Annotated in this window: 26 protein-coding genes; 11 read left to right on the plus strand and 15 right to left on the minus strand. The window is 71.2% G+C overall.

The genetic code is table 11. From position 1 onward, the window contains the following. The first annotated feature begins 33 nt into the window (after positions 1 to 33). Genes ACFVTX_RS02675 through ACFVTX_RS02685 form a run of 3 tightly spaced genes read left to right on the plus strand, consistent with a single transcriptional unit; the run spans position 34 to position 4,618 of the window. Complete coding sequence (locus ACFVTX_RS02675) at positions 34 to 510, plus strand: DUF2975 domain-containing protein (protein ID WP_386897799.1); 477 nt, start codon at positions 34 to 36, stop codon at positions 508 to 510. Continuing rightward, a complete protein-coding gene (locus tag ACFVTX_RS02680) occupies positions 510 to 758 on the plus strand; it encodes a helix-turn-helix domain-containing protein (RefSeq protein ID WP_386897801.1) in 249 nt (82 codons plus the stop codon). Before ACFVTX_RS02675 ends, ACFVTX_RS02680 begins: the two co-directional genes overlap by 1 nt. Next, the gene (locus tag ACFVTX_RS02685) at positions 755 to 4,618 is read left to right on the plus strand and encodes an SCO7613 C-terminal domain-containing membrane protein (RefSeq protein ID WP_386897803.1); all 3,864 of its coding nucleotides are present in this window, start codon (positions 755 to 757) and stop codon (positions 4,616 to 4,618) included. Before ACFVTX_RS02680 ends, ACFVTX_RS02685 begins: the two co-directional genes overlap by 4 nt. Position 4,619: 1 nt before the next feature. Here ACFVTX_RS02685 and ACFVTX_RS02690 read toward each other — a convergent pair whose 3' ends face one another. Further along, on the minus strand, positions 4,620 to 5,225 hold the full coding sequence (locus ACFVTX_RS02690) for a class I SAM-dependent methyltransferase (RefSeq protein ID WP_386897805.1): 606 nt from the start codon (positions 5,223 to 5,225) through the stop codon (positions 4,620 to 4,622). Between the two features lie 174 nt (positions 5,226 to 5,399). On the opposite strand from ACFVTX_RS02690, the gene ACFVTX_RS02695 reads away from it, so the two are divergent. After that, positions 5,400 to 5,741: a LysR family transcriptional regulator gene (locus ACFVTX_RS02695; RefSeq protein WP_386897806.1), complete on the plus strand. Its 342-nt coding sequence runs from the start codon at positions 5,400 to 5,402 to the stop codon at positions 5,739 to 5,741. A gap of 109 nt (positions 5,742 to 5,850) precedes the next feature. Continuing rightward, complete coding sequence (locus ACFVTX_RS02700) at positions 5,851 to 6,603, plus strand: patatin-like phospholipase family protein (RefSeq protein ID WP_386897808.1); 753 nt, start codon at positions 5,851 to 5,853, stop codon at positions 6,601 to 6,603. 7 nt (positions 6,604 to 6,610) lie between these two features. On the opposite strand, the gene ACFVTX_RS02705 is transcribed toward ACFVTX_RS02700, so the two are convergent. Further along, entirely contained in the window at positions 6,611 to 7,159 is a 549-nt protein-coding gene (locus ACFVTX_RS02705; protein WP_386897810.1) for a GNAT family N-acetyltransferase, read from the minus strand. Between the two features lie 68 nt (positions 7,160 to 7,227). Continuing rightward, entirely contained in the window at positions 7,228 to 7,797 is a 570-nt protein-coding gene (locus tag ACFVTX_RS02710) for a dienelactone hydrolase family protein (protein ID WP_386897812.1), read from the minus strand. Positions 7,798 to 7,864: 67 nt separating this feature from the next. On the opposite strand from ACFVTX_RS02710, the gene ACFVTX_RS02715 reads away from it, so the two are divergent. Next, on the plus strand, positions 7,865 to 8,428 hold the full coding sequence (locus tag ACFVTX_RS02715) for an ArsR/SmtB family transcription factor (RefSeq protein WP_386897813.1): 564 nt from the start codon (positions 7,865 to 7,867) through the stop codon (positions 8,426 to 8,428). A gap of 110 nt (positions 8,429 to 8,538) precedes the next feature. Here ACFVTX_RS02715 and ACFVTX_RS02720 read toward each other — a convergent pair whose 3' ends face one another. The 6 genes from ACFVTX_RS02720 to ACFVTX_RS02745 all read right to left on the minus strand — a co-directional run bounded on the left by ACFVTX_RS02720 (position 8,539) and on the right by ACFVTX_RS02745 (position 12,276). Then, positions 8,539 to 8,781 (minus strand): hypothetical protein, encoded by a 243-nt coding sequence (locus ACFVTX_RS02720; RefSeq protein WP_386897814.1) that lies wholly within the window; start codon positions 8,779 to 8,781, stop codon positions 8,539 to 8,541. Next, positions 8,778 to 9,014 carry a hypothetical protein gene (locus ACFVTX_RS02725; protein ID WP_386897816.1) on the minus strand — a complete coding sequence of 79 codons (237 nt, stop codon included), beginning with the start codon at positions 9,012 to 9,014 and terminating at the stop codon, positions 8,778 to 8,780. The genes ACFVTX_RS02720 and ACFVTX_RS02725 overlap by 4 nt, the downstream gene beginning before the upstream one ends. 17 nt (positions 9,015 to 9,031) lie before the next feature. Further along, positions 9,032 to 9,691 (minus strand): CHAD domain-containing protein, encoded by a 660-nt coding sequence (locus ACFVTX_RS02730; protein WP_386897817.1) that lies wholly within the window; start codon positions 9,689 to 9,691, stop codon positions 9,032 to 9,034. A 176-nt stretch (positions 9,692 to 9,867) separates the two neighbouring features. Further along, positions 9,868 to 10,293, minus strand: a complete 426-nt coding sequence (locus ACFVTX_RS02735; RefSeq protein ID WP_386897819.1) for a hypothetical protein — start codon at positions 10,291 to 10,293, stop codon at positions 9,868 to 9,870. A gap of 66 nt (positions 10,294 to 10,359) precedes the next feature. Continuing rightward, positions 10,360 to 11,433, minus strand: a complete 1,074-nt coding sequence (gene ychF / locus ACFVTX_RS02740; RefSeq protein ID WP_386897821.1) for a redox-regulated ATPase YchF — start codon at positions 11,431 to 11,433, stop codon at positions 10,360 to 10,362. Positions 11,434 to 11,490: 57 nt separating this feature from the next. Next, positions 11,491 to 12,276 carry a class I SAM-dependent methyltransferase gene (locus ACFVTX_RS02745; RefSeq protein WP_386897822.1) on the minus strand — a complete coding sequence of 262 codons (786 nt, stop codon included), beginning with the start codon at positions 12,274 to 12,276 and terminating at the stop codon, positions 11,491 to 11,493. Positions 12,277 to 12,420: 144 nt separating this feature from the next. Here ACFVTX_RS02745 and ACFVTX_RS02750 point away from each other — a divergent pair, with 144 nt between their 5' ends. Continuing rightward, complete coding sequence (locus ACFVTX_RS02750; RefSeq protein ID WP_386897824.1) at positions 12,421 to 13,038, plus strand: 3'-5' exonuclease; 618 nt, start codon at positions 12,421 to 12,423, stop codon at positions 13,036 to 13,038. A gap of 134 nt (positions 13,039 to 13,172) precedes the next feature. Then, positions 13,173 to 14,627 (plus strand): DNA recombination protein RmuC, encoded by a 1,455-nt coding sequence (rmuC, locus tag ACFVTX_RS02755; protein WP_386897826.1) that lies wholly within the window; start codon positions 13,173 to 13,175, stop codon positions 14,625 to 14,627. A 112-nt stretch (positions 14,628 to 14,739) separates the two neighbouring features. On the opposite strand, the gene glpX is transcribed toward rmuC, so the two are convergent. Together glpX and ACFVTX_RS02765 are read right to left on the minus strand one after the other, a co-directional pair. Further along, positions 14,740 to 15,741: a class II fructose-bisphosphatase gene (gene glpX / locus ACFVTX_RS02760; protein WP_386897828.1), complete on the minus strand. Its 1,002-nt coding sequence runs from the start codon at positions 15,739 to 15,741 to the stop codon at positions 14,740 to 14,742. Positions 15,742 to 15,892: 151 nt separating this feature from the next. Beyond that, entirely contained in the window at positions 15,893 to 16,921 is a 1,029-nt protein-coding gene (locus ACFVTX_RS02765; RefSeq protein WP_386897830.1) for a fructose-bisphosphatase class II, read from the minus strand. A gap of 323 nt (positions 16,922 to 17,244) precedes the next feature. On the opposite strand from ACFVTX_RS02765, the gene fbaA reads away from it, so the two are divergent. Both fbaA and ACFVTX_RS02775 read left to right on the plus strand, forming a co-directional pair. After that, the gene (gene fbaA / locus ACFVTX_RS02770) at positions 17,245 to 18,279 is read left to right on the plus strand and encodes a class II fructose-bisphosphate aldolase (protein WP_386897832.1); all 1,035 of its coding nucleotides are present in this window, start codon (positions 17,245 to 17,247) and stop codon (positions 18,277 to 18,279) included. An 11-nt stretch (positions 18,280 to 18,290) separates the two neighbouring features. After that, entirely contained in the window at positions 18,291 to 18,977 is a 687-nt protein-coding gene (locus ACFVTX_RS02775; protein WP_386897833.1) for a DUF6264 family protein, read from the plus strand. Positions 18,978 to 19,005: 28 nt separating this feature from the next. Here the strand turns inward: ACFVTX_RS02775 and ACFVTX_RS02780 are convergent, their stop codons facing one another. Genes ACFVTX_RS02780 through ACFVTX_RS02790 form a run of 3 tightly spaced genes read right to left on the minus strand, consistent with a single transcriptional unit; the run spans position 19,006 to position 23,488 of the window. Beyond that, positions 19,006 to 21,099, minus strand: a complete 2,094-nt coding sequence (locus tag ACFVTX_RS02780; RefSeq protein ID WP_386897835.1) for an ABC transporter ATP-binding protein — start codon at positions 21,097 to 21,099, stop codon at positions 19,006 to 19,008. After that, positions 21,096 to 22,832: an ABC transporter ATP-binding protein gene (locus ACFVTX_RS02785; protein ID WP_386897837.1), complete on the minus strand. Its 1,737-nt coding sequence runs from the start codon at positions 22,830 to 22,832 to the stop codon at positions 21,096 to 21,098. Before ACFVTX_RS02785 ends, ACFVTX_RS02780 begins: the two co-directional genes overlap by 4 nt. After that, entirely contained in the window at positions 22,823 to 23,488 is a 666-nt protein-coding gene (locus tag ACFVTX_RS02790; protein WP_386897839.1) for a TetR/AcrR family transcriptional regulator, read from the minus strand. Before ACFVTX_RS02790 ends, ACFVTX_RS02785 begins: the two co-directional genes overlap by 10 nt. Positions 23,489 to 23,581: 93 nt before the next feature. On the opposite strand from ACFVTX_RS02790, the gene ACFVTX_RS02795 reads away from it, so the two are divergent. Further along, positions 23,582 to 24,727 (plus strand): low temperature requirement protein A, encoded by a 1,146-nt coding sequence (locus ACFVTX_RS02795; RefSeq protein ID WP_386897841.1) that lies wholly within the window; start codon positions 23,582 to 23,584, stop codon positions 24,725 to 24,727. Between the two features lie 18 nt (positions 24,728 to 24,745). Here the strand turns inward: ACFVTX_RS02795 and ACFVTX_RS02800 are convergent, their stop codons facing one another. Next, complete coding sequence (locus ACFVTX_RS02800; RefSeq protein WP_386898730.1) at positions 24,746 to 25,786, minus strand: 4-hydroxy-3-methylbut-2-enyl diphosphate reductase; 1,041 nt, start codon at positions 25,784 to 25,786, stop codon at positions 24,746 to 24,748. Between the last annotated feature and the right edge of the window lie 2 nt (positions 25,787 to 25,788).

Consider the following 25,788-nt stretch of genomic DNA (forward strand, 5'->3'; position numbering starts at 1 on the left):
GATAGATGACTACCGTTTATCGATAGGAACGCCATGCAACGGCCCACCATCCTCGCGCTCAAGGCGCTCATCGCACTGATGCTCGTCCTGCTCGTCTCGTGCCAGCTTTTCCTCGTGCCAGGCGCTGCCCGCCGGCTCGCGAGCGACTACCCCGAGCTCGCGAAGCTCGAGGTGCCCGGCATCGTCGTGGCCGTGCTCTTCCTCGTGTGCGTCGAGGTCGTGATGCTCTGCGTGTGGCGCCTGCTCTCGATGGTCGGCGCGCAGAACATCTTCACCACCGACGCGTTCCGCTGGGTCGACGTCATCCTCGGCGCGATCATCGTCGCGACGCTGCTCATCGCCGCCGCATGGGTGCTGCTGTTCACGGCCGAGGTCGCGAACCCCTCCGTGCAACTGCTCTGCGCGCTCGGCGTGGTCGTCGGCTCGGGCCTGGCCCTGCTCGTCGGCGTGATGCGCGGCCTGCTGAAGAACGCCGCCCAGTTGCAGCACGACCTCTCCGAGGTGGTCTGATGGCGATCGTCATCGATCTCGACGTGCAGCTCGCGAAGCGCAAGATGTCGGTCGCCGACCTCGCGGCCGCGATCGACATCACCCCGGTGAACGTCTCGGTGCTGAAGAACGGGCGCGCGAAGGCGGTGCGCTTCTCGACGCTCGACGCCATCTGCCGTGTGCTCGAATGCCAGCCGGGCGACATCCTGCGCTGGGTGCCCGACACGGCCGAGACCGCATCGGCTCCCGAATCGGAGGTCTCGGCATGACGCTCCCCCTGCCTTCCGCGACCCGCGCGTGGAGCGATGCCGCCGTCGACTACCTGCTCGACGCGTCGGCGTGCCCGGTCTGCGCCCGCGACCGGCTGCGCGACGGGCGGTGCCCGAACTGCGGGGCGACGATCGACGCGGCGCTCGGCGCCGAGCTCGCGTCCGCGTCATCGCACGCCGCCGCAGCGATCCGCGATCGGCAGGCGGTCGTCGAGCGGGTTCCCGTCCCGGTGGCCGCCACGCTGACGACGGCGGATGCCCCGGCGGCGCTGCCGACCGCAGGGGTCGGCGCCGTGGCATCCGCACCGGTCGCGACGCCCGCGTCGAGCGCCGCTCGACCCGCCCCCGCCACCGCGACCGCCGCACGACCCGAGTCGACCGCCACGGTGCAGTCGGTGCTCGCGGTCGCGGGCGCCGGGCTCCTCGCGGTCGCGGCGGTCGTGTTCGCGTTCTTCAATCCCGACCTCCGCGACGTCGGTGCGCGCAGCGCGATCATGGGGGCGGCGACGCTCGTGTTCCTCGGCGGCGCCTGGTGGCTGGCGCGCAAGCGGCTGCGCTTCTCGGCCGAGTCGGTCGGCGGGCTCGGGCTCGTCTTCGTGGCGCTCGACATCGCCTCATTCGTGGAGCTCACCGCCGCAGTGCCGAACGCCTGGCTCCCGGTGGCGATCGGCACGGCCGTCGGCGCGGTCACGATGGCCGCCCTCGGGCTGTTCGCCCGCATCCGCATCTGGGTGTGGGCATCGCTCACGGCGCTCGCGACCGTGCCGGCCATGTTCGGCTACGCGGGTGAGACCGCCGGTTGGGCGCTCGTCGGCCACCTCTCCGCAGCATTCGCCGCCTTCGCGCTCATCGTGTTCGCCCGCCGTGCCGCCGGCCGGTTCGACGGCGCGCTCACCGCCGAGCAGCGCACGCTGACCGCCGTGCAGATCACCGCTGCGGCGCTCGCGGTGCTCGTGCTGCCGTTCGTCGCGGTCCCGACGGAGGCGCTGCGCTGGCTCCTCGCCTCGGGCACGTTCGCGGCCGTCACGGTGCTCGGCGTGCTCTCGGCGCGCCACCCGGCACGCCGCTTCTGGAGTCTCGCGGCCGGATTCACCGGGGTCGTCGCGCTCGCGGTGCTGCCGTTCGCCACGGGCATCGGCGAGCGCCTGCCCGACTTCTGGATGTTCGCGGTGCTCGTCGCGGCGGCCCAGCTCGGCCTCGTCGGGGCGTGGGTGCTCGCGCCCCGGCTGCGTGCGGTCGCCGCGGCCCAGTGGAGCGTGGGCGCGCTGTTCGCGGCGGCCGGCTCGCTCATGATCCCGGTGGTCGCCGCGACCCTCACCGTGTTCAGCACGATCGTCGGCACCGTGGTCGATACACCTGCCACCGTCACGGTGCTCGGCACCAGCGACGACATGCTCGGTGCTGCGGTGGCCTGCGCGGCCGCAGCCGCCGGTCAGGCGGTCCTCTCGGCGGTCGTCGCCCGGCGACGTCTGCGCGCCCCGTCGGCAGCCGCGCCGGTGTCGCTCGCGCGCCTCGTCGTCGACGGCCCGTTCGGCACCATCGCCGCAGTGCTCGCCGTGCTCGCGTGGCTGCTGCTGGCGTGCCTCCCGACGCTCACGCTCGGTGCGCGCATCGGGCTCGTGCTGGCCCTCGCGCTCGCGGTCGCCGCACTCGAGCGATTCGTCGCGGTGCTGCGACCGGGCACCGCGGTCGGCGGCGCGCTGTTCGGCGGCGCGCATCTGGCGCTCGTCCTCGGGGCGCTCCTGGCCGGCACGGATGCCACCACGCAACCCTGGGCCGGCCTCGCCCTGCTCGTCGGGGTCGCCGCCCTCGCACTCGTCGCGTCGCCGCGCCTGCGGTTCCTCTACGTCGGCGCGGGGTTCGCCTACGCGCTCACGGTGGTCGCGACCGTGCTCGGCACCACGGAGCTCGCCGGGATCGCGCAGTGGTGCCTCACGACCGCCGTCGGCCTCCTCGTCGCGATCGTCGCCACCTTCCTCCCGCGGGTCGGCGCACGCTCGTGGTGGGCGCTGCTCGCGGTCGCCGCCGTGCCGTTCGGGATCGGCATCGTGCAGGTCGTGTTCGAACGCAGCGGCTGGACGGCGCTGTCGACCGGACTCATGCTGCTGCTCGCGATCACGCTCGTCATCACGCGCCGCCCCGGGCTCGGGATCGCGCTGCGCACGGCGGCGGCCGCGCTCGTCGTGCCGAGCGCCGCAGTGGTCGCGGTCTGCCTCGGGGCCGAGGTGCTCTCGGCGAGCGCCTCGCCGGTCGTGCTGCCCGTCATCGCCGCACTCGTCGCCGTCGTGCTGCCCGCGACCGCCGCGATCGGGCGCGCGCTCGCGCGTCACGGCGTCGGCGCCGTGGCATCCCGCGCCGCCCGCATCGCCATCGAGGTCTCGAGCCTCGCGACCGCGGCGATCGCGGTGCTGCTCTCGCTCGTGCGCAGCGCCGCCGGACTCGAGACGACGTTCATCGTCTTCGTGCTGCTCGGGCTCGGTGCGACGGCGCTCGCCGTCGTGCAGCACCGCCGGCTCGGTTGGTGGCTCGCCGGTGCGAGCTTCACCGGGGCGCTGTGGAGCGTGTGGGGGCTCGCGGGCGTCACCGAGGTGGAGGCGTACCTCGTGCCGCCCGGGCTCGCCGCCGCGCTCGTGGGCGCGTGGCTCACGGTGCGCGGTGCGCGCGGGGTCGCGCTCGTGGCATCCGGCCTGCTCGTCGCGATCGTGCCGACGCTCGCGGTGCTCGCCATCTCGGTGCTCTCGATCGCCGAGGGCGACGGCGCCTCGCTCGCCGCCGACGTGCGCGGCTGGGCGCTCATCGGCGCGGCCTGGCTGCTCGTCGGTCTCGGCCTGCTGCTCGGGCGCGGCGATGCGGGCGGTGCGGCCGCGCTCGCGGGCGCGGGCGGGCGGGCGGCTCGCGCTGCGCGGCTCGGGATGCTGCGGCCGACGCTCTTCGCGACCGCGATCGTCGCCGCGGTGGGCGCAGCCCTGCAGGGCGCTCGACTCGGCATCGACGGGATGCCCTCGTCGCCACTGCCGGGCGTTCCGCTTGCGCTCGTCTGCGCCGGCGTGGGCCTGCTCGGCGGCGCGGCCGCGTTCATCGCGGGGCGGGCGCTGCCCTCCCGCTCTCGCTGGCTGACGGCGCCCGCGTTCGCGATCCTCGCGTTCGCGGCGTGGCCGGCGATCCGCGCCGAGTGGCCCGAGATCTGGTCGATGTGGGCGCTCATGCTGGCACTGCTCGCGGTCATGCTGCTCGCGGCCGTGCGCTCGGTGCTCGCCCGCACGACGCTGCCGCCCGTATGGTTCCTGTTCGCGCTCGCCTTCGTCACCGCGGTCGTCGCGTGGAGCCCGCGCGAGCTGCGCGTCGAATGGTTCTCGGTGCCGCTCGGGGTGCTGCTGCTCGCGGCGGGGGCGGTCGCGCTGCGGCGGAGCGGCGAGAGCCCCGCGACCGGCGACTCCGGTGCCGGCACTTCGGATGCCGCAGTGTCCTTCTGGACCCGGCTGACGGCGTGGCCCGCCGCGTCCCGCGGATCGTGGGCGCTGCTCGCGCCCGGCCTCGTGGTGCTGCTCTCCGCGTCGATCGCGGCGACGTTCACCGACCCGCAGACCTGGCGGGCGATCCTCGTGATCCTGTTCGCGCTCACCGCGATCCTCGTCGGCTCGGCACGGAAGCTCGCGGCGCCGTTCCTCATCGGCATCGTCGTGCTGCCGATCGAGAACGTCGTCGTCTTCGCCGTGCAGATCGGCCGCGGCATCGAGTCGATGCCGTGGTGGATCACGCTCGCCGTCGTGGGCGCGGTGCTGCTCATCATCGCCGTCACCACCGAGCGCCGCACGGGCGCGCAGCAGGGCATCGCGGCGCGGCTCGGCGACCTGCGGTAGCTCAGGCGTCGCGGCGGCGGGCGAGGATCGACGCGAGCGGGCGGACGCCGGGATCGATGCGCGTGCGGGTCTCGACGATCTCGAAACCCGCCGCCCGCAGCGCAGCCTGCATCTGGTCGACGGGCCAGAACCACGCGGTGACCACCGCGTGGTCGAAGGGTTCGACGAGCGCTCCCTCGAAGAATCCGAGCAGCAGCGTCGCCCCTGGGCGCAGGCACCGGGCGAATTCGTCGAGGATCGCCGGGACGCCGTCGGGTTCGGTGTGGATCACCGAGAACCATGCGAGCAGGCCACCGAGCGAAGCATCCGCGACCGGCAGCGAGGCGAGTTCACCGACGCGGAACCCGACCTCGGGAAATCGCCGCGTCGCATCGTCGACGAACTCCGGGACGAGGTCGATGCCGATGACCTCGGCGCCTCGTTCGTGCAGGAACTGCGTCCAGTGGCCGGGCCCGCACCCGGCGTCGACGACCGGGCCGTCGACCGTGGCCGCCCACTGCGCGATCAGCTCGCGATCCTGCTCGGCCAACAGGTCGACCGCGCCGAGCAGCGCCGTGTACTCGGCCGCACGCGCCGCGTAGCGCTCGCGCACCGTCTGCACCGTCATCGCTCGGGTCGCGGGGTGCCGCGGGTGCCCGTCATCCCGCCGCTCGCCTTCTCGAACAGGGTGCCGCTCATTCTGCGAGCGTAGCCCGGCGTGCGGGCGACTCGCCCGCGTCCTCGACGGAGAACGCGTAACCTGAGGTGACCGCGAGTCGCGCGGACTGACGAAGGGCTCCCCGTGAAGATCGCCGATCTCCGACGATTCGTCGCCGTCGCCGAGGAGCTGCACTTCCCGCGCGCAGCCGAACGCCTCGGCATCCCGCTCGCCTCGCTCTACACCTCGATCGACAAGCTCGAGGCCGAGATCGGGCATCCGCTGTTCACGAAGAGCCCGACGAAGCTCACCGCCGTGGGCGCTGCCCTCCTCCCCGAAGCGGAGGCGCAGATCGCCGCGGCGCCCCCGCCGGTCGAGAAGTCGGCCGTGAAGACGGGCGGCAAGGCGAAGGCGTCGAAGGGCAAGGGGCGCGCGCCCATCGTGAAGGGGCAGCCGAAGCCCTACAAGAAGCGTCAGGGGCGCTGAGCTCAGGCCTTCACCCGGCACCGCGCATTCAGCTTTCTCACCGCATCCGCACAGCATCACCCCACGCGGCCCCGATACCGTCAGGCAAGACAGATCGGAGAACCCGGACGTGATTGCGAGCGACGACCCCGCCCTCGGCCTCACCCTGAGCGGCGGCGCCGCCTTCGGTGCCGCACACGTCGGTGTCCTCCACGAACTCGAGGACCGTGGCATCCGCCCCGATATCGCCGTCGGAACGAGCTCGGGCGCGCTCATCGCCGCGGCCTACGCCGCCGGTTTCGACGCGGCGGAGATCGAGCGCGTCGCCCTCGCGTTCAAGTGGCGCGAGATCGCCCGCTGGTCGTTCGCCCCGCGGCTCGCCCTCCTCGACTCGCGTGCGATCGAGGACGCCGTGCAGCGCGTGTTCGGCTGCGACCCCCTGATCGAAGACCTCCCCCGTCGCTTCGGCGCGGTCGCGACCGACCTCCGCACCCGCAAGGTGGTGACGATCGACCGCGGGCCGCTGAGCGTCGCGCTGCGATCGACGATCGCGATCCCGGGCCTCCTCGCACCCGTGCGCCGCGAGGGTGCACTGCTCGCCGACGGCGGCATGCTCGACAACGTGCCCGTCAACGCCGCGCGCGAGCTCGGCGCCGACCGGGTCGTCGTCGTACGCCTGCACGCGAAGTTCGAGAACGTGCGCATGATGCGCACCGTCAACCGCACCGCCGACCTCGTGCGCGACCCCTCGATCGTGCTCGTCCAGCCCGAGATGGAGGGCATGGCGCAGTGGACGATGTCGGACGCGCCGCGCCTCATCGCCGAAGGCCGACGCGCCGCGGCCGTCGCGCTCGACGAAGCAGCCGTGCTCGCGGCCGTCTGACGCGCGCTCAGCCCTCCCAGTCGCGCCGCAGCAGGCCGTACACCCACGAGTCGGAGACGTCGCCGTTCACGATGCAGTCCTCCCGCAGGGTGCCCTCGCGAAGGAAGCCGAGCTTCTCGAGCACCCGGGCCGACGCCACGTTGCGGGTGTCGGTCTCGGACTGCACCCGATTGAGGTCGAGCGCGTCGAAGGCCCACCCGAGGATGGCGCGCGCCGACTCCGTCGCGTAGCCGTGACCCCACGCCTCCTGGTTCAGGCAGTAGCCGAGGGAGGCGCTCCGGAAGTCGGGGTTCCAGCTGTTGAAGGTGGCCCAGCCGATGAACGTCCCGTCGTCGGTGCGTTCGATCGCGACACGCGCGCCGCTGCCCTCCTCCTCCATCCGGCGGCAGCCGTCCATGAAGCGCGCGATCGACGCGCGGTCGGTCCACGGCGGCGAGTCCCAGTAGCGCAGCACGTCGGCGTCGCTGTTCAGCGCGAAGAGCGGTTCGGCGTCGTCGGCCGTGAACGGGCGAAGGCGCAGGCGATCGGTTTCCAGGGTGGGTGTGGGCAGGGCCATCCGGCCATCCTTGCAGGTGGTGTCGTTCGCACGGTCGGATGCCACGCGCCGCAGGCGCCCGCCCTCGTTCAGACCTCGGCGAGGAACGCCTTCACCCGCTCCATCAGCAGCGCCGCCGACTCGGGGTCGTAGGCGTCGAGCGAGGAGTCGGCGAAGAGGTGCTGGTCGCCGGGGTAGACGAACAGTTCGGCGTCGCTCGTCGATGCGACGAGTTCGCGCGCGGCCGGCAGGTCTTCGTCGAAGAACTCGTCGCCCTCCTTGCCGTGGATCTGCACCGGCACCCCCTCCGGCCACGCTCCCCCGAACTCCTCGACCGGAATGCAGGAGTAGATCAGCAGCGCCCCGCGAGCACCCGGCCGGGTCTGTGCGAGGCGCTGTGCGATCGTGACCCCGAACGAGAACCCGGCGTAGACGAACCCCGGCCCGAGTTCCTCCGCCGCGGCCGCGCCGCGCTCGCGGATCGCCTCGAACCCGGTCTCGCGGGCGAACGCGAAGCCCTCCTCGATGCTGTCGAAGGTGCGGCCGTCGAACAGGTCGGGCGCGTGCACGGTGTGGCCGGCCTGCCGCAGCTCGTCGGCGAAGGCGCGCACGCCGTCGGTCAGCCCCTGGATGTGGTGGAACAGCAGAACTTCGGCCATGTCAGCGGCGTCCCTCTCCGATTGATCGACTATTCTGGATCATTCGACGATGCTAGTCTGTTCGGTCATGGCGGACAACCCTCCCGGCTACGAACTCGCCGATCGGATGGCGCTGACCGAGCCCGGCCAGGTGAAGGCCGTCGGCCACCCGCTCCGCACCACGATCCTGCAACTCCTCCACGAGCGGGCCGCGACCGTCACCGAACTGGCTGCCGCCGTCGAACGGCCCAAGAGCACGGTCGCGCACCACGTCGACGTGCTCGCCCGCAACGGGCTGCTCCGGGTCGTGCGCACGCGGAAGGTGCGGGCGATCGAGGAGCGCTTCTACGGGCGCACCGCTCGCCTGTTCTACGTGGCCGCCGAGACGGCATCCACCGGCGGCGAAGTCACCGGCGACTTCAACGACTTCGAGGTCGCCGCGCGCGAGTCGGCGGCGGCGTTCGAGCAGGGGCGCCTCTGGGGCTTCATCCGGCACGCCCGCATCTCAGAGGATCAGGCCTCCGAGTTCTGGGCTCGCATGGCTGCACTCGTAGAGGAGTTCGACCGGCTGCCCCGCTCTGGCGAAACCGTCTACGGCTTCGCGATCGGCGTCTACCCCACCGACTATCCGGCGTTGCCGGCGTCTGACTGAGCGCTCGCCGCCACCGGGTTCGCACCCCCGTCGACCGCGACCGTGCCGAAGGGCATCCGGGCCCCCGTCCTGCAGAACGCAGTCGCGTCGCCTGACGGCGGAGCCGCCTGCTACTCAGCCTCGAAATCAGAGTCGAGCTCGGGTGTGCGCCTGACGCGGATGAGCTGCCGGATGAACTGCACCTCCATCGCCGCCGCGCCGATCGCGACGACGAAGAACATGGGATCCTTCGCGATGCCGGCGCTCGCAGCGCCGAGGAGGATGCACGCGCAGATGATGATGTTCCACCATGCCTGAACGCGTCGGCCGCGGCCGGTCGTGACCCAGCCGATCGCGGAGTCGAGTCGACTCACCGAGTCGCTCCCGTGAGCGAGGCGATGACCATGGCGACGCCTGCGCAGACGATGACCGCGCCGCCGAACGCCATCAGCGCCGGCGACTGCGTGCGTTCGGTGAGCTTGATCCCCTGCTGCTCACGCTGCTTCCGCGCTGCCGCAGAGATGGCCTCCCGCTTCACGATGAACATCACGCCGAACGGGACGGCGAACAGACCCCCTACGAGAGTTGCGATCTGGTCTTCGGTCACGTCGGAATGCTACGGCATCATGACCGTCCAAGTGGGCCGCGCTGAGACGGAACTCCCGACATCTCCTCCGCTTGCCGTCGCGCGGCATCTCGGACTCCGCGGATCGATTCGTCCTCCTCGGCCTCGGCGTCGAGCCACCGAGCCAACAGCAGGCGATCGCGTTGGTCGCCGATGGCGTCCTGCAGCGCCGCGCCTGCGGCGGCGGCCTGTTCGTCGCCGATCGCTTCGGCGAGGTATCGCAGCGCCCGCGCGTGCTTGCGGACCTCGTGCCGAACCTCCCACACGTCGAGCCCGTCGACGGCCCCGCGTACGGCTTCGAGTCGGTCGACGAGCTTGCGGTACTTCGACCCGTCGAGGTAGTCGACCACATCGCGATGGGCGCGTCGTCGCGCTCGCTTGACCGTCTTCACCAACTGTCGGGGCGCTGCGTCCGACCCTCCGTCGTCGCCGAGCTCCGCCAGCAGCCGCTCCAGCAACCCCTGGCGCACTTCGAGGTCCCGAACCGCACCGAGCACGTCTCCGTAGCGCTCGAGGCCGGCCATCGCCTTCTCGGCGTCGCGGCCCGGGACGAGCGGAAGGAACGCGCGCAGCCGGCGCGTGAGCGTGCGCGCCCGGTGGACGGCATCGTCGGCATTCCGTCGAACCTCGGGCTCCAGCCCGATGAGCTCGGCGATCACGTCGGGGACCACGTCGCCGAGGAATGGCTCGGCAGTCATACGTCGATTCTGTCGGGAACGGCGCCCCCGGGGAATCCCCGGCGGTCGTACGCGAGGTCAGGCTGCACGGGTCTCGCGGAGCCCCAGAGGCTCGCACGTTGAAGCGGAACTCCACCACGTTCCGTCATCGGTAGACATCAGAAGTCGGCGTCGACGAGACCCAGCTCCTGCCACTTGGATGCCGCCTCAGCTGGCGGCAGCCATTCGAATTCGAACCTACGCGGCGGCCCAGGAACAGAACCCGCAAATCGCTTACCTAAGAACCGCTGCTCGCTCGTGACACTCGGCCCGTGATGCTGGAGGTAGCCAGCATCGAGCTCACGAACTTTCCACCAGTCGGGCCCGTAATCTTCGAACGAACTCTCCTTGACCCCGTCGACCCACACAACGACGAACCACGGCCATAACCGAGCTGATGGGAAACACATCTTGCCGACGATGCTTGCGAGATAGCCCTCGAGTTCTCCGTCAACGCGCAGCGTCCCCAACCCGCGATCGTAAGACCGAAGCTCGGGATCGGGAAGCACATACGCCGACGCCGCCTGCTTCTTGCCGCCACCCATCGCACCATTATGCGGCGTGGAAGACGCCGCCGATCAGGATTGTGTAAGTGGAAGGGCGATGGAGCGCTAGACGTTGAAGCGGAACTCGACCACGTCGCCGTCCTGCATGACGTAGTCCTTGCCCTCCATGCGGGCCTTGCCCTTCGCGCGGGCCTCGGCGACCGAGCCGGTCTCCACGAGGTCGGCGAAGGAGATGACCTCGGCCTTGATGAAGCCTCGCTCGAAGTCGGTGTGGATCACGCCGGCCGCCTGCGGGGCCTTGTCGCCCTTGTGGATCGTCCACGCGCGCGACTCCTTGGGGCCTGCCGTGAGGTAGGTCTGGAGGCCCAGGGTGTCGAAGCCGATGCGGGCGAGCTGGTCGAGGCCCGACTCGTCCTGACCGGTCGAGGCGAGCAGCTCTGCGGCGTCCTCGGGGTCGAGGTCGATGAGCTCCGACTCGATCTTCGCGTCGAGGAACACCGCTTCGGCGGGGGCGACGAGCGCCGCGAGTTCGGCCTTCTTGGTGTCATCCGTGAGCACCGACTCGTCGACGTTGAAGACGTAGATGAAGGGCTTCGCGGTAAGGAGGCCGAGCTCCTTGACGGGCGTGAGGTCGACCTTCGACGCCGACAGCGGCACGCCGGTCTGGAGCACGTCGCGGGCCTCGACGGCGGCGGCGAGCACCGAGGGGTCGAGCTTCTTGCCCTTGATCTCCTTCTCGTAGCGCGGGATCGCGCGCTCGAGGGTCTCGAGGTCGGCGAGGATCAGCTCGGTGTTGATCGTCTCCATGTCGGACTTCGGGTCGACCTTGCCGTCGACGTGCACGACATCGCCGTCCTCGAAACCGCGCACGACTTGCGCGATCGCGTCGGCCTCGCGGATGTTCGCGAGGAACTTGTTGCCGAGGCCTTCGCCCTCGGAGGCGCCGCGCACAATGCCGGCGATGTCGACGAACGACACCGCAGCCGGCAGGATGCGCTCGGACCCGAAGATCTCGGCGAGCTTCGCGAGCCGCGGGTCGGGCAGGTTCACCACGCCGACGTTGGGCTCGATCGTCGCGAACGGGTAGTTCGCCGCGAGCACCTGGTTCTTGGTCAGGGCGTTGAAGAGGGTGGACTTGCCGACGTTGGGCAGACCGACGATACCGATAGTGAGAGCCACGGGGGCACAGTCTACCGGGGCGCGCCTGCGCGCATCGTCGGCGTGCTCAGGGATGCCTCAGTCGAGCCGGGTGCGGAAGCAGCGGGTGAGGTACGGCACCTCGAGGGTCTCGGCGCCCGCGAGCTCGGGGTGCGTCGCGAACAGCGTCTCGAGCGCCGCGATCGTCGCCGCCTGCTCGGCCTCCCCCGCCTCGATGAAGTAGCTGCGCGAGCGCACCAGGTCGAGGAACCCCTCGTGCGACATCGGATTCGTCCACGCGACCGTGTGCTCCTCGATCGGGCCGAACGGGCTCCCGACCTTCACGTACGTCTCGAACGTGGCGCTCGCGTCGTGCCGCTCGTGCATGATCTCGCCGGCCTCCCGCAGCCAGTCGACGCTCGTGTCGCGCGAGTTCCAGACGAGTCCGAGCACCCCGCCGGGCCGAAGCACGCGCGCGATCTCGGGCACGGCGCGCTCGGGCATGAACCAGTGCCACGCCTGCCCCACGACGACGGCGTCGACCGAGGCGTCCTCGATGGGGATGTCCTCGGCGGTGCCCAGGATCCGCGGCACGCCGGGCACCGCGATCTCGAGCTCCTCGAGCATCTCCTCGACGGGGTCGACGGCGATCACCGAACGGTCGAGGGCGACGAGCGCCTCGCTCAGCTTGCCGGTGCCCGCCCCGAGGTCGAGCACGCGGCGCGCATCGCCGACGAGCCATTCGACGGCGTCGTGCGGGTACCCGGGTCGCACCTGGCGATAGACGGATGCCACGGAGCCGAACGATCTCGCGGCGCGCTGCGTCTCGGGGTCGCCGGGGTCGGCGACGAGCTCGCCCGCACCTCGATCGGGTGCCTCGGTCATGGGCTCGTCCTCTCGTCGCGCGGGTCGCGCGTCCATTCCAGCCCGCGCCGGGGCATCCGTCAACCGTCGCCGTCTTCGCAGCGATCTCGTGACCCGCCCGCATCGACGACGGGCGACGTCGCCGGCCCGTGGCAACATGTCTGCGTGCCTGTGGACTTCACCGCGATCGATTTCGAAACCGCCAACTCCTCGGGCGCGTCCGCCTGCTCGGTCGGGCTGGTGAAAGTGCGCGACGGTCGGGTCGTCGACCGGGTGCACTGGTACATCCGACCGCCGTTCCCGCACGACGAGTTCTCGGAGTGGAACGTGCGCGTGCACGGCATCACGCGCGACATGGTCGACGACGCCCCCGACTGGCGTACGCACCTGCCCGCGCTGCGGGAGTTCGCCGGCAGCGACGTGCTCGTCGCGCACAACGCCGGCTTCGACATGGGCGTCATCGCGAAGACCTCGACCGCGTGGGGGCTCGAGGTGCCCGACTACCGATCGCTCTGCAGCCTGCAGGTCGCGCGGCGCACCTACCACCTCGACTCGTACCGGCTTCCGGTCGCGGCGACGGCCGCGGGCTTCGAGGGCTTCTCGCACCACGACGCCCTCGCCGACGCCGAGGCGTGCGCCGCGATCATCGTGCACGCGGCCGAACGGCACGGTGCCGACGACGTCGAGCGGCTCGCGCACATCACCCGGGTGAAGCTCGGCTCGATCGGGCCGGTCGCGGTCGCCGCCGACCGCTCGGCGAACGGCCCGATGGCGCTGCAGTAGGCGCCCCGCCGCCCCAGCCGGTCGAGTAGCGAAGCCCCCAGCCGGTCGAGTAGCGAAGCGTATCGAGACCCCGCTCCGCCGCCCCGCCGCCCCGCCCGCGGCCCGATGTCGGCGGCTCCTGCGACACTCGAAGCATGGAGATCCTGCTGCTCGTCATCGGCCTCATCGTGGGCGTACTGCTCGGCGCGCTCGGCGCCTGGTTCCTCGCCCAGCGCCGCGCATCGACGGGCGCCGACGAGACGGTCGTCCTCGAAGACCCGGCTCTCGTCGAAGCACGTCACCAGCAGGCGCTCACCGAGCTGAGGGCGGCATCCGAGTCGCAGCTCGCGCTCGCCCTCGCCGACGAGCGATCGAAGCAGGCGTCGCTCGGCGCCGAACTCGCCGCCGTCGAGGCGACCGCCGCGGGCCTGCGCGAGCAGATCGAAGCGGCGCGCACCCAGTATCTCGAACTCGTCGAACGCCAGCGTCACGAACAGCGCGAGCGCGAGGCCCGCGAGACGGCCGACAGCAAGGTCCTGCAGGCGCTCGCGCCGGTCAAGCAGACCCTCACCGACATGCAGTCGAAGGTCGCCGAGCTCGAGACGCAGCGGCACCGTCAGCACGGCGAACTCAGCCAGCAGCTGAAGACGGCCGCCGAGAACGAGGAGCGACTGCGTTCGACGGCCGAGACCCTGGCCTCGGCGCTGCGCTCGAACAGCACCCGCGGCGTCTGGGGCGAGACCCAGCTGCGCAGCGTCGTCGAAGCCGCAGGCCTCATCGAACGCGTCGACTTCGACACCCAGCACTCGGTCACGACCGACGCGGGCGCGGGCCGCCCCGACATGGTCATCCACCTCCCCGGCGGCAAGCACATCGCCGTCGACGCGAAGGTGCCGTTCAACGCGTACCTCGAGGCGAGCCAGATCCCCGCGACGGCGTCCGGGGCCGAGGGCGCCAAGCGCGAGAGCCTGCTCAAGGGGCACGTCAAGGCCGTGCGCGACCACATCACCGCGCTCGGCGGCAAGACCTACTGGGAGGGGCTCGGCGCCTCCCCCGAGATGGTGATCGCGTTCATCCCGAGCGAGTCGCTCATCTCGAGCGCACTCGAGGCCGACCCGTCGCTGCTCGAGTTCGCCTTCTCGAAGCGCGTCGCACTCGCCTCCCCCGTCACCCTGTGGTCGGTGCTCAAGACGGTCGCGTTCAGCTGGCAGCAGGACGTGCTCACCAAAGAGGCGAAGACGCTCTTCGACCTCAGCCGCGAACTCTACGCGCGCCTCTCGACCACGGCCGGGCAGATCGAGAAGCTCGGCCGCACGATCGAACGCACCGTGAAGGACTACAACACCTTCGTCGGCTCGCTCGAGACGCGCGTGCTGCCGACGGCCCGCAAGCTGAAGGCGCTCGACGAGACGAAGGTGCTCGCCACGCTCGAGGGCATCGAAGAGAGCCCTCGTGAGCTCACCGCGTACGAGTTCACCACCGCCGCCACGGCCGAGCAGCCCCTGCTCGACGAGGCGGGCGCGGTCGACGCCGAGATCGAGGCCGAGATCGAGGAGCCGCACGACGGACTCCTCGCTGACATCGACCCCGAGATCCGCAACAGCCTCTGACGGCGGCGTCGGCGCTCCTCAGCAGCCGACGACGGCCCGTCGCTCCAGAACGACGAAAGCGGGCTCCGCACCGACCCGGGGTCGGTGCAGAGCCCGCTTCGCGTTGCTCGGCTCAGATGTCGGCGTCGGGCAGCCACTTCTCGATGAGGTGATCGGCGACGATGCGGCGGGCGGTGCCCGACTTGCCGCGGAGCACGATCGACTCGGTGCGGATGATCGGGCCCTTCTTGCGCACGCCGTCGACGAGTTCGCCGTCGGTCACACCCGTCGCGACGAAGAAGGTGTTGTCGCCGCGCACGAGGTCGTCGAGCTCGTACACCTTGTCGCAGTCGAGGCCGGCGGCCTCGCCGCGGGCGCGCTCCGCGTCGTCCTTCGGGGCGAGGCGCCCCTGCATGAAGCCGCCGAGCGCCTTGATCGCGCACGCGGTCGTGATGCCCTCGGGGCTGCCGCCGATGCCGACGCACATGTCGATGCGCGACTCGTAGCGGGCGGCGTTGATGCCGCCGGCGACGTCGCCGTCGCTGATGAGGCGGGTACCCGCGCCCGCGGCGCGGATGTCGGCGATGAGCTGCTCGTGGCGGGGGCGGTTGAGCACGGCCACGCGGAGCTCGCCGACCTCCTTGCCCTTCGCGGCGGCGAGCGCACGCAGGTTCTCACCGATCGGCTTGCGGATGTCGACGACGCCGATGCCCGCGGCATCCGTGACGATCTTGTCCATGTAGAAGACGCTCGACGCATCGAGCATGCTGCCCCGGTCCGAGACCGCGATGACCGAGAGGGCGTTCTGGCGCCCGGCGGCGGTGAGCGAGGTGCCGTCGATCGGGTCGACGGCGATGTCGCAGGCGGGGCCGCGACCGTTGCCGACGCGCTCGCCGTTGAAGAGCATGGGCGCTTCGTCCTTCTCGCCCTCGCCGATCACGACGACGCCGTCGAAGTTCACCGTGCCGAGGAACGCGCGCATCGCGTCGACCGCCGCACCGTCGGCGGCGAGCTTGTCGCCGCGCCCGATCCAGGGGTACGAGCGGATCGCCGCCGCCTCCGTCGCACGCACGAGCTCGAGTGCGATGTTGCGGTCGGGGTGCAGGAACAGGCTGGCGGTATCGGTGCTCACCATCGAGGGGTCCTCCGGGGTTCAGGCGGTCGGCCTCAATCGGAAGCCGACGGTATGCGGACGATCGTCCGCCTCCAGCCTAGGCAGGATGCGACGGAGGAGACCGGGTTTTCAACCCTCAGCCGGTGAAAGAATGTGCATTCTTAAGCCGCGTTCACCCGTCGAGCAGATCTGCCCAGCCGTGCCCGCCCGGCGCGGACCACCAGTGCACCCGGGTTCCGGCGGCTTTCAGCTCGGCACCGGGCAGCGCAAGCCCCAACTCGCACGGGGTCACCGCGGCGAGCACGAGCGCAGCTGGTCCGGCGCAGAGCATGTCGAGATCGACGAGCGCATCGACCGCCTCGAGCGGGTGCGCTCCCGACGAGGCGAGGTGCGCAAGTACCCGCCCCCGTTCACCCTCGGACTGCGGCGCGAAGCGCGCGAGCATCGAGCCGCCGAGCGCCCGCACGGCGCCCGACACGATGACCCCCTCGGGCGCCCCACCGATGCCGACGACGGCGTCGAGTCGCGGCGGCACGGGGCGAGGGTCGGCCGCGGCGCCCGGCAGCGCCTGCAGGCTGCGCTCGATGTCGCCGTGCTCGAAGAGCTCGGCCTGGGCGCCCGCCGCGCGCACTGCGTCGACGTAGGGGCGGTTGCGCGGGCGATCCTGCACGGCGATGCGGATCTCACCCGGTGCGACCCCGCGCGCGAGCGCAGCCTCGGCGACCAGCGAAGGGACGAGTTCGAGCAGAGGCCGCCCCGCGACCCGGTCGCCGGCGCCGCCGACCCCGAACCCAGGCACCCAGGTCACGAGCTTCTCGAGGTAGTGCGCTGGTCCGAGGTCGAAGAACGCCCCACGGGGCGCCGCCGCGATCACGGCCATCGCGCCGGGTCGACCGGCCGCAGCGAGCCGGGTGCCGTCGACGGGATCCACGGCGACGTCGATCGCCGGGTCGCCCGCGGCGGCGCGCCCGAAGGGTTCGCCGAGGTGCAGCATCGGCGCCTCGTCCTTCTCCCCCTCGCCGACGACGACACGGCCGTCCAGCGCGAGATCGGCGAGCGCGGCCCGCATGGCGGCGACCGCGGCACCGTCGAGCGCGTCGCCGTCACCGCCGCCGACGAGCGGCAGGCACGCGGCCGCCGCGGCGACCACCGCAGGGCGCAGCATCGAAGCGAGGGCGGCGGGTTCGATGGCTCCGTGCATCCCCCTATCCTGCCGCTCGCGCGCGCTGTCACCCGTCCACACACCCCACGCCCAACACACCCAACACGCCCAGCCCACCTGCCCCCACCCACCCACTCACCCGCCCCGCAGCATCCGAGATGACACAAGTGGTCGCTCTGCGCGGGCGACAGCGACCATTTCTGTCATCTCGCGGCCATCAGGCGGGAGAGAGGAGGGGGCGAGGCGCGATGAAGCGGGAGTGGAATGGGCAGTGCGGCGCGTGCGCGTCACGACACCTGAGCCGTGCTCGACAAGTCGATAGACTCGTGGCGAACCCACGCTGTCGTCACCGAAGGAGCACCATGCCCATCGCAACCCCCGAGCAGTACGCCGAGATGCTGGACACCGCGAAGGCCAAGGGCTTCGCGTTCCCCGCCTTCAACGTCTCGAGCTCGCAGACCCTGAACTCGGTTCTCCAGGGCCTCACCGAGGCGGGTTCCGACGGCATCATCCAGGTCACCACTGGTGGCGCCGACTACTTCGCCGGCCACACCGTGAAGGCTCGCTCGACGGGCGCCCTCGCGTTCGCCCGCTTCGCGCACGAGGTCGCGAAGTCGTACCCGATCACCGTCGCGCTGCACACCGACCACTGCCCGAAGCCGGCCCTCGCCGACTTCGTGCTCCCGCTGATCGAGGCCTCCGAGGCCGAGGTCAAGGCCGGCCGCAACCCCATCTTCCAGTCGCACATGTGGGACGGTTCGGCCGTTCCCCTCGACGAGAACCTCGAGATCGCGAAGGAGATCCTCCCCCGCATGAAGGCGATCAACGCCATTCTCGAGGTCGAGATCGGCGTCGTCGGCGGCGAAGAGGACGGCGTGAAGCACGAGGGCTCGAACGAAGCGCTCTACACGACCCTCGATGACGCGATCGCCACCGTCGAGGCGCTCGGCCTCGGCGAGCAGGGCCGCTACATGGCCGCCCTCACCTTCGGCAACGTGCACGGCGTCTACGCGCCCGGCAACGTGAAGCTGCGCCCTGCGCTCCTCAAGGAGATCCAGGACGGCCTCGCGGCGAAGTACGGCACCGGCGCGAAGCCGCTCGACCTCGTCTTCCACGGCGGCTCGGGCTCGACCGACGCCGAGATCGCCGAGGCCGTCGCGAACGGCGTCGTGAAGATGAACATCGACACCGACACGCAGTACGCCTTCACGCGTTCGGTCGCGGGCTACATGTTCCAGAACTACGACGGCGTGCTGAAGGTCGACGGTTCGGTCGGCAACAAGAAGCAGTACGACCCGCGCGCGTGGGGCAAGGTCGCCGAGTCGGCGATGGCCGTGCGCGTCGGCGAGTCGACCCGTCAGCTGGGTTCGGCCGGCCAGTCGATCACCTCGGCGTAAGGCAGCATCGGATGACTCGTGACGAGGCCGCTCGGCCGCTCGACGGCAACTCGGCTGACGACGCAACGCCCGCCACGGCTGCCCCGCAGCCGCCCGCAGGGCCCGCGGCGCCGCCCGCCGACGAGCGGCCTCGTCCGAGGTACGGCGAGTACGCCCCCGAGGGGTGGACCTGGCAGCCGCCCGTCGACCCGAACGCGGCGTCGACGCCCGACGCCGGCGCTCAGGCGGGCGCCGCATCCGCAGGCGCGTACGGCGCCGGCGTCGCCGGACCCCTCGCTCCGAACTCCGCGTTGCCCGGCACCACGACCCGCCCCGCCGACCGCGCCTGGACGGTCGCGCTCCTCGTCTTCGGCGCGATGGGCGCCGTCTACAACGTGCTGTCGATCATCGGCCTGCCGTCGAGCGTGATCGAGTCGCTGAAGCTGTCCGCGTCGATGCTCGGCACGACGCCGCCGACCGAGTTCACCCCCGGCCCTGCCGTGCCCGTGGCCGTCGCGGTCGGCGTGATCGCGCAGCTCGCGCTCTGGGTCGGCGCCCTGCTCTGGTCGCGCGCCCGCATGCGCGCGGGTGCGAGCTCGTGGTGGATACCCCTGCTGGCGGGCGTCGCCGCCTTCATCGTCGTGATGATCGTCGCCTCCGTGGTACTCACGAGCGACCCCGCGATCGTCGAGTTCCTGCAGACGCCGCCGACGCTCTGAGCGGCCGACCGGGCCGGCGACCCGGTCCTCACCCGATCGCCTCGATCGCCCCCGTCTGCGGCTCGGCCGTCGCCGACTCCACGGCCTCGGCGTCGCGTTCGTCCTCCCGCGCCGTCTCCTCCTCGCCGTCCGCCGGCGCTGCGAACTGCGCCTCGTAGAGGCGCGCGTACGCGCCGCCCGCGGCGAGCAGCGCCGTGTGCGTGCCCTGCTCGACGATGTGCCCCGCCTCCATCACGAGGATGAGGTCGGCGTCGCGGATCGTCGAGAGGCGGTGCGCGATGACGAACGAGGTGCGGTCGGCCCGCAGCGCGTTCATCGCGTGCTGCAGCAGCAGCTCGGTGCGGGTGTCGACGGAGCTCGTCGCCTCGTCGAGGATCAGCACCGACGGCTGCGCGAGGAACGCCCGCGCGATCGTCACGAGCTGCCGCTCGCCCGCCGAGAGGTTCGAGGCCTCGTCGTCGAGCACGGTGTCGTAGCCGTCGGGCAGCGTGCGCACGAAGCGGTCGACGTAGGTCGCGCGGGCCGCCTCGAGGATCTCCTCCTCCGTGGCATCCGGCCTGCCGTAGGCGATGTTCTCGCGGATGGTGCCCGCGAACAGCCAGGTGTCCTGCAGCACCATGCCCATGCGGCCGCGCAGCTCGTCGCGCGTCATCTTCGTGATGTCGACGCCGTCGAGCGTGATGCGGCCCGCATCGAGCTCGTAGAACCGCATGATGAGGTTCACGAGCGTCGTCTTGCCGGCGCCCGTCGGGCCGACGATCGCGATCGACTGGCCGGGCTCGGCGGTCAGCGAGAGGTGCTCGATGAGCGGCTTCTCGGGGTCGTAGCTGAACGAGACGTCGTCGAAGACGAGACGGCCGGATGCCTCGCCCGCGCCCCGTTCGGGCGCCTCGGGCTCGACGGGGTCGGGCACCTGCTCGTCGGCGTCGAGGAGCTCGAACACGCGCTCCGCGCTCGCGACGCCGGACTGCAGCAGGTTCGCCATGGAGCCGAGCTGGCTGAGCGGCTGCGTGAACTGGCGCGAATACTGGATGAACGCCTGCACGTCGCCGAGCGAGATCGACCCGCCGGCGACCATGAGGCCGCCGACGACGGCGATCGCGACGTAGACGAGGTTGCCGACGAACATCATCGCGGGCATGATGATGCCGCTCACGAACTGGGCGCCGAAGCTCGCGGCGTAGAGCTCCTCGTTCTTCTCGTCGAAGCCCTGCTCGACCTCGCGGCGGCGTCCGAACACGCGCACGAGGGCGTGGCCCGAGTAGGCCTCCTCGATGCGTGCGTTGAGCGTGCCCGTGTGGGTCCACTGGGCGACGAACTGCTTCTGCGAGCGCTTCGCGATGACCGCGGTGATGAGGAGCGTCAGCGGGATGGTGACGAGCGCGATGAGCGCGAGCACGGGCGAGATGACGAACATCATGACGAGCACGCCGACGACGGTGAGGAGCGAGGTGAGCAGCTGGCTCATCGTCTGCTGCAGCGTCTGCGAGATGTTGTCGATGTCGTTCGTCACGCGTGACAGCAGCTCGCCGCGCTGCATCTTGTCGAAGTACGACAGGGGCAGCCGGTGGATCTTCTCCTCGACCTCGCGGCGCAGCCGGTAGACGGTGCGCTGGGTCACCCCGTTGAGCACGTACGCCTGGGCCCAGCCGAACAGCGAGGCGAGCACGTAGAGCAGCAGCACGAGCCCGAGCACCGCGGCGAGCGCGCCGAAGTCGATGCCCTGCCCGGGCACGATGCCCTGCATCGAGGCGACCATGTCGGCCTGCTGGGTGTCGCCGGAGGCGCGCAGCTGGTCGACGACCTGCTGCTGGGTGACGCCCGACGGCATCTGCGACGAGATGAAGCCCTCGAAGATGATGTTGGTCGCCTCGCCGAGGATCTTCGGGCCGAGGACGCTGAACACCACGCTGACGATGCCGAGCAGGAACACGAACACGACGAGCGGGCGCTCGGGCTTCAGCCGGCCGATGAGGCGCTTCGCGCTCGGTCCGAAGTTCATCGACTTCTCGGCGGGCATGCCCATGCCGCCCATCGGGCCGCCGCCCATCGGTCCGCGCCGCACCGGCGGGCGGGGCGTCGCGGCGGGGGTCGCCGCCGTCTCGGTCTTCTGCTCGCTCATGCTGCCGCCTCCTCCGCGCTCAGCTGGCTCTCGACGATCTCGGCGTACGCCTGCGACGTCTCGAGCAGTTCCTCATGGGTGCCGCGTGCCGTGATCCGGCCGTCCTCGACGACGAGGATCAGGTCGGCCCCGGTGATCGTGGCCACGCGCTGCGCGACGACGATCATCGTCGCGTCGGCGACGTCGCGGTCGAGCGCGGCCCGCAGCCGCTGGTCGGTCGCCGTGTCGAGCGCCGAGAACGAGTCGTCGAAGAGGTAGATGGGGGGCCGTTTCACGAGCGCCCGCGCGATCGAGAGTCGCTGGCGCTGGCCGCCCGAGACGTTGGTGCCGCCCTGCGCGATGGGGGCGTCGAGCCCGTCGGGCATCGCCTCGACGAAGTCACGGCCCTGCGCGGTCTCGAGCGCGGCCCACAGCTCGTCGTCGGAGGCATCCGGGTCGCCGTACCTCAGCGTCGACGCGACAGTGCCGGCGAACAGGTAGGGCCGCTGCGGCACGAGGCCGAACTGCGCGTTGAGCACCTCGGGATCGAGGTCGCGCACGTCGACGCCGCCGACGAGCACGCTGCCCGAGGTCGCGTCGAAGAGACGGGCCGCGAGGTTCACGATCGTCGTCTTGCCGGCGCCGGTCGAGCCGATGATCGCGGTCACCTCGCCCGGTCGGGCCGTGAAGCTGAGCTCGTGCAGCACCGGGTCCTCTGCGCCGGGGTACGCGAAGCTCACGTTGCGGAACTCGACCGTGCCGGGCGCCGTGAGCCGCTCGACCGGCTGCACGGGGTCGTGCACGGTCGACTCGGTCTCGAGCACCTCGCCGATGCGTCCGGCCGAGACGACGGCGCGCGGCAGCAGGAACGCGATCATCGTCGCCATCATGACCGCCATGAGGATCTGGATGAGGTAGCTGAGGAACGCCGTGAGCGAGCCGACCTGCATCGAGCCGTCCTCGACGCGGAAGGCGCCGAACCACAGCACGGCGATGCTCGAGAGGTTGAGCACGAGCATCACGATCGGGAACACGAGCGCGAAGAGCCGGCCGGCCTTGAGCGCGGTGTCGGTGAGGGCGTCGTTGGCGTCGTCGAAGCGTGCGGACTCGACCCCCTCGCGCACGAACGCGCGGATGACGCGGATGCCGGTGAGCTGCTCGCGCAGCACCCGGTTGACGCTGTCGATCTTGCGCTGCATCGACTGGAAGAGCGGCACCATGCGGCTGATGATGAGCCCGACCGAGATGAGCAGCACGGGCACCGCGACGACCATGATCCACGAGAGGGCCAGGTCCTCCCGGAGCGCCATGATGACGCCGCCGATCGCGAGGATCGGCGCGGAGACCAGGATGGTGCAGCTCATGAGCACGAGCATCTGCACCTGCTGCACGTCGTTCGTCGACCGGGTGATGAGGCTCGGCGCGCCGAACCGCGACACCTCCTGCTCGGAGAAGTCGGCGACCCGGCGGAACACCGAGCGCCGCACGTCGCGGCCGAGGCCCATCGCCGTCTTCGCGCCGAAGTAGACGGCGGTGATCGAGGCGGCCACCTGCAGCAGCGTGATGCCGAGCATGAGCCCGCCCGTCGACAGGATGAAGCCGGTGTCGCCGGTGGCGACGCCGTCGTCGATGATGTCGGCGTTGAGGCTCGGCAGGTACAGGGACGCGATCGACTGCACGAGCTGGAAGAAGATGACGGCGACGACGAGCCACCGGTACGGGCGCAGGTACGTCCGCAGCAGTTTCAGCAGCATGGTTCGGTTCCCCTCGGGGCGGTTGACTGGGCGGATGCCTCGGCGGCGGTGCCGCGTCGGCCGATGATGCCGTGCACGATGAGGTCGGCGAGCCGATCGGAGTCGAGGCCGGTGGTCTGGGCGAACTGCGGCATGGCCGACGAGAACGCGATGATGCGCACGAACGCGAACACCTCGGCCGGCGGCACCCGCAGCCGCTCGAGTTCGGGGGCGAGCAGGTGCTCGAAGATGGCGACGACGGCACCGGGGTCGATGGTCTGCGGCGGCCGCGGCCGGGCGCCGAGCGCGGCGAACACGCCGAAGATGCCGCTGAAGCGGTCCTGGAAGCGGTCGATGACGAGCTGCATCTTGAGCTCGAGCGGCAGGCTCGGGTCGATCCGCCGCAGGGCGTCGCGGAACGGCTCGGGGTCGAGGAACACCTCGACGGCGGCGTCGATGATCGCATCCTTGCTGTCGAAGACGCGGAAGAGCGTGCCCTCGGCGACGCCCGCCGCCTCGGCGATCTGCCGGGTGGTGACCTCGCGCCCGTGGATCGAGAGCAGCGGCACGGTCGCTGCGGCGATCGCGGCCCGGCGGGCCTCGACCGACATCGGCTTCGCGCGCCCCTGCCTGGGCGGCGCGGAGGCCGCGGCCGGGGTCGGCGTCGTGGTGGTCATGCGCGTGAGCGTAGCACTGAGTGAGCACTCACTCATCGGCTGTTCGCCGAGGGCGAGCGACCCTGCCGCCCCTGCTGCGCTACGGTGGCGATCGTGCCGAGCCGCGACCTCCCCGCCGACCGCATCGCCCGCATCGCCTCGCGGGTCTCGACGGTCGAACTGCTGTTCGATCTCGTGTTCGTGTTCACCATCAGCCGCGTCGCCGAGATCGTCGTGCACCGTCCCGATGCGACCGGCATCGCGCAGGCCGCGCTCGTGCTCGGCCTCGTGTGGTGGATGTACGACGCGTTCGCGTGGCTCACGAACCAGGCCGCCCCCGACACGACGTTCGTGCGCATCGCGCTCATCGGGGCGATGGCCGCCTTCCTCGTGATGTCGCTCGCGATCCCCGAGGCGTTCGGCGCGACCGGGGTGCTCTTCGGGGCGAGCTACATCGTCGTCGCGGCGATCCACGCGGCCCTGTTCATCCATCGAGGTGGTCGCGCCGCCGCCCGGCGCATGCTCGTCGTCGGGCCGTCGAACGTGCTCGTCGGCGTGCTGCTCGTCTGCTCGGGATTCGTCGAAGGCCCCGTCGACTGGGTGTTCTTCGCGCTGCCCTTCGTCGCCTTCTTCATCTCGGCGGCGCTGAGCGCGCGCGGCGGCTTCGACCCCGGCGCGACGCACTTCGTCGAGCGCCACGGGCTCGTCATGATCATCGCCTTCGGCGAGTCCATCGTCTCGGTGGGCGTCGGCGCCACCGGGCACGAGATCGAGCCCGCGCTCATCGCCGGGGCGGTGCTCGCGGTCGGGCTCGTGGCGGCGCTCTGGTGGTGCTACTTCTCGGGCGACGACGAGCGCGCGGAGCGGGCGATCGCCGAGGCTCCGGCGGAGGCGCGCACCCGCCTCGCGCTCGTCGCCTACTACCTCGAGCACCTCGCCATGATCTTCGGCCTCGTGCTGCTGGCCGCAGGCCTGCACGAGGTGCTCGGCCACGCGTTCGCGCCGGTCGAGGCATCCGGCGCCTGGCTCGTGGCCGGCGGCACCGCCGTCTACCTCGTCGCCGACGCGAGCTACCGACGCACCCTCTCGCTCGGACCGGTCACGTGGCGCCTCGCCGGGGCGGCCGTCGCCCTCGCGACCGTGCCGCTCGGCACGGCGCTCTCGGGCGCCGCGCAGCTCGCCGCAGTCATCGTGATCGTCGCCGCCGCCCTCGCCGTCGAGAGCGCGTCGCTGCGGCGTCCCGCCGCATCACTCGCCTGACCCGGCGAGCGCGAGCGGTCAGGCGTCGGCGGAGCGCCGACCGCCGAGCGCCCGCGCGTCGCGGTTGCCCTGGAGGTCTTTGCGGAGCTCCTTCGGGAGGGAGAACATGAGGTCCTCCTCAGCGGTCTTCACCTCGGCGACCTCGCCGTAGCCGGCGTCGGCGAGCTCGAGCAGCACCTCTTTCACGAGGCCCTCGGGCACGGAGGCGCCGCTCGTGACGCCGACGGTCGAGATGCCGTCGAGCCACTCCTGACGGATCTCGCTCGAGTAGTCGACCCGGTACGCGGCCTTCGCCCCGTTCTCGAGCGCGACCTCGACGAGGCGCACGCTGTTCGACGAGTTCGCCGACCCGACGACGATCACGAGCTCGGCCTCCTGGGCGACCTTCTTGATCGCGACCTGGCGGTTCTGCGTGGCGTAGCAGATGTCGTCGCTGGGCGGGTCCTGCAGGTTCGGGAACCGCTCGCGGAGCCGCCGCACCGTCTCCATCGTCTCGTCGACCGAGAGGGTCGTCTGCGAGAGCCACACGACCTTGTCGGGGTCGCGGACCTCGATGTTCGGCACGTCGTCGGGGCTGTTCACGAGGGTCACGTGGTCGGGCGCCTCGCCCGCGGTGCCCTCGACCTCTTCGTGCCCCTCGTGGCCGATGAGCAGGATCTCGAAGTCGTCGCGTGCGAAGCGCACGGCCTCGCGGTGCACCTTCGTGACGAGCGGGCAGGTCGCGTCGATCGCGTGCAGTCCGCGGTCGGATGCCGCGTTCACGACCGCCGGCGAGACGCCGTGCGCGCTGAACACGATGTGGGCGCCCTCGGGCACCTCGTCGACCTCGTCGACGAAGATCGCGCCCTGCTTCTCGAGCTCGGTGACGACGTGGATGTTGTGCACGATCTGCTTGCGCACGTACACCGGGGCGCCGTAGTGCTCGAGCGCCTTCTCGACGGCGATCACCGCGCGGTCGACGCCCGCGCAGTAGCCGCGAGGGGCCGCGAGCAGCACCCGCTTGGCACCGTCCACCGGGTTATCCTTGAGCCGGCCTCGCACGCTCGGGATTCTGGGCATGC

The organism is Agromyces sp. NPDC058136 (genome assembly GCF_042884375.1).
Taxonomy (GTDB): domain Bacteria; phylum Actinomycetota; class Actinomycetes; order Actinomycetales; family Microbacteriaceae; genus Agromyces.

Excerpts from the sequence above, each read along its gene's own strand:
- ACFVTX_RS02675 (WP_386897799.1), top strand. The coding sequence starts at position 34 with ATGCAACGGCCCACCATCCTCGCGCTCAAGGCGCTCATCGCACTGATG.
- ACFVTX_RS02680 (WP_386897801.1), top strand. The coding sequence starts at position 510 with ATGGCGATCGTCATCGATCTCGACGTGCAGCTCGCGAAGCGCAAGATG.
- ACFVTX_RS02685 (WP_386897803.1), top strand. The coding sequence starts at position 755 with ATGACGCTCCCCCTGCCTTCCGCGACCCGCGCGTGGAGCGATGCCGCC.
- ACFVTX_RS02690 (WP_386897805.1), bottom strand. The coding sequence starts at position 5,225 with ATGACGGTGCAGACGGTGCGCGAGCGCTACGCGGCGCGTGCGGCCGAG.
- ACFVTX_RS02705 (WP_386897810.1), bottom strand. The coding sequence starts at position 7,159 with ATGGCCCTGCCCACACCCACCCTGGAAACCGATCGCCTGCGCCTTCGC.
- ACFVTX_RS02710 (WP_386897812.1), bottom strand. The coding sequence starts at position 7,797 with ATGGCCGAAGTTCTGCTGTTCCACCACATCCAGGGGCTGACCGACGGC.
- ACFVTX_RS02715 (WP_386897813.1), top strand. The coding sequence starts at position 7,865 with ATGGCGGACAACCCTCCCGGCTACGAACTCGCCGATCGGATGGCGCTG.
- ACFVTX_RS02735 (WP_386897819.1), bottom strand. The coding sequence starts at position 10,293 with ATGGGTGGCGGCAAGAAGCAGGCGGCGTCGGCGTATGTGCTTCCCGAT.
- ACFVTX_RS02745 (WP_386897822.1), bottom strand. The coding sequence starts at position 12,276 with ATGACCGAGGCACCCGATCGAGGTGCGGGCGAGCTCGTCGCCGACCCC.
- rmuC (WP_386897826.1), top strand. The coding sequence starts at position 13,173 with ATGGAGATCCTGCTGCTCGTCATCGGCCTCATCGTGGGCGTACTGCTC.
- glpX (WP_386897828.1), bottom strand. The coding sequence starts at position 15,741 with ATGGTGAGCACCGATACCGCCAGCCTGTTCCTGCACCCCGACCGCAAC.
- ACFVTX_RS02765 (WP_386897830.1), bottom strand. The coding sequence starts at position 16,921 with ATGCACGGAGCCATCGAACCCGCCGCCCTCGCTTCGATGCTGCGCCCT.
- fbaA (WP_386897832.1), top strand. The coding sequence starts at position 17,245 with ATGCCCATCGCAACCCCCGAGCAGTACGCCGAGATGCTGGACACCGCG.
- ACFVTX_RS02775 (WP_386897833.1), top strand. The coding sequence starts at position 18,291 with ATGACTCGTGACGAGGCCGCTCGGCCGCTCGACGGCAACTCGGCTGAC.
- ACFVTX_RS02780 (WP_386897835.1), bottom strand. The coding sequence starts at position 21,099 with ATGAGCGAGCAGAAGACCGAGACGGCGGCGACCCCCGCCGCGACGCCC.
- ACFVTX_RS02785 (WP_386897837.1), bottom strand. The coding sequence starts at position 22,832 with ATGCTGCTGAAACTGCTGCGGACGTACCTGCGCCCGTACCGGTGGCTC.
- ACFVTX_RS02790 (WP_386897839.1), bottom strand. The coding sequence starts at position 23,488 with ATGACCACCACGACGCCGACCCCGGCCGCGGCCTCCGCGCCGCCCAGG.
- ACFVTX_RS02800 (WP_386898730.1), bottom strand. The coding sequence starts at position 25,786 with ATGCCCAGAATCCCGAGCGTGCGAGGCCGGCTCAAGGATAACCCGGTG.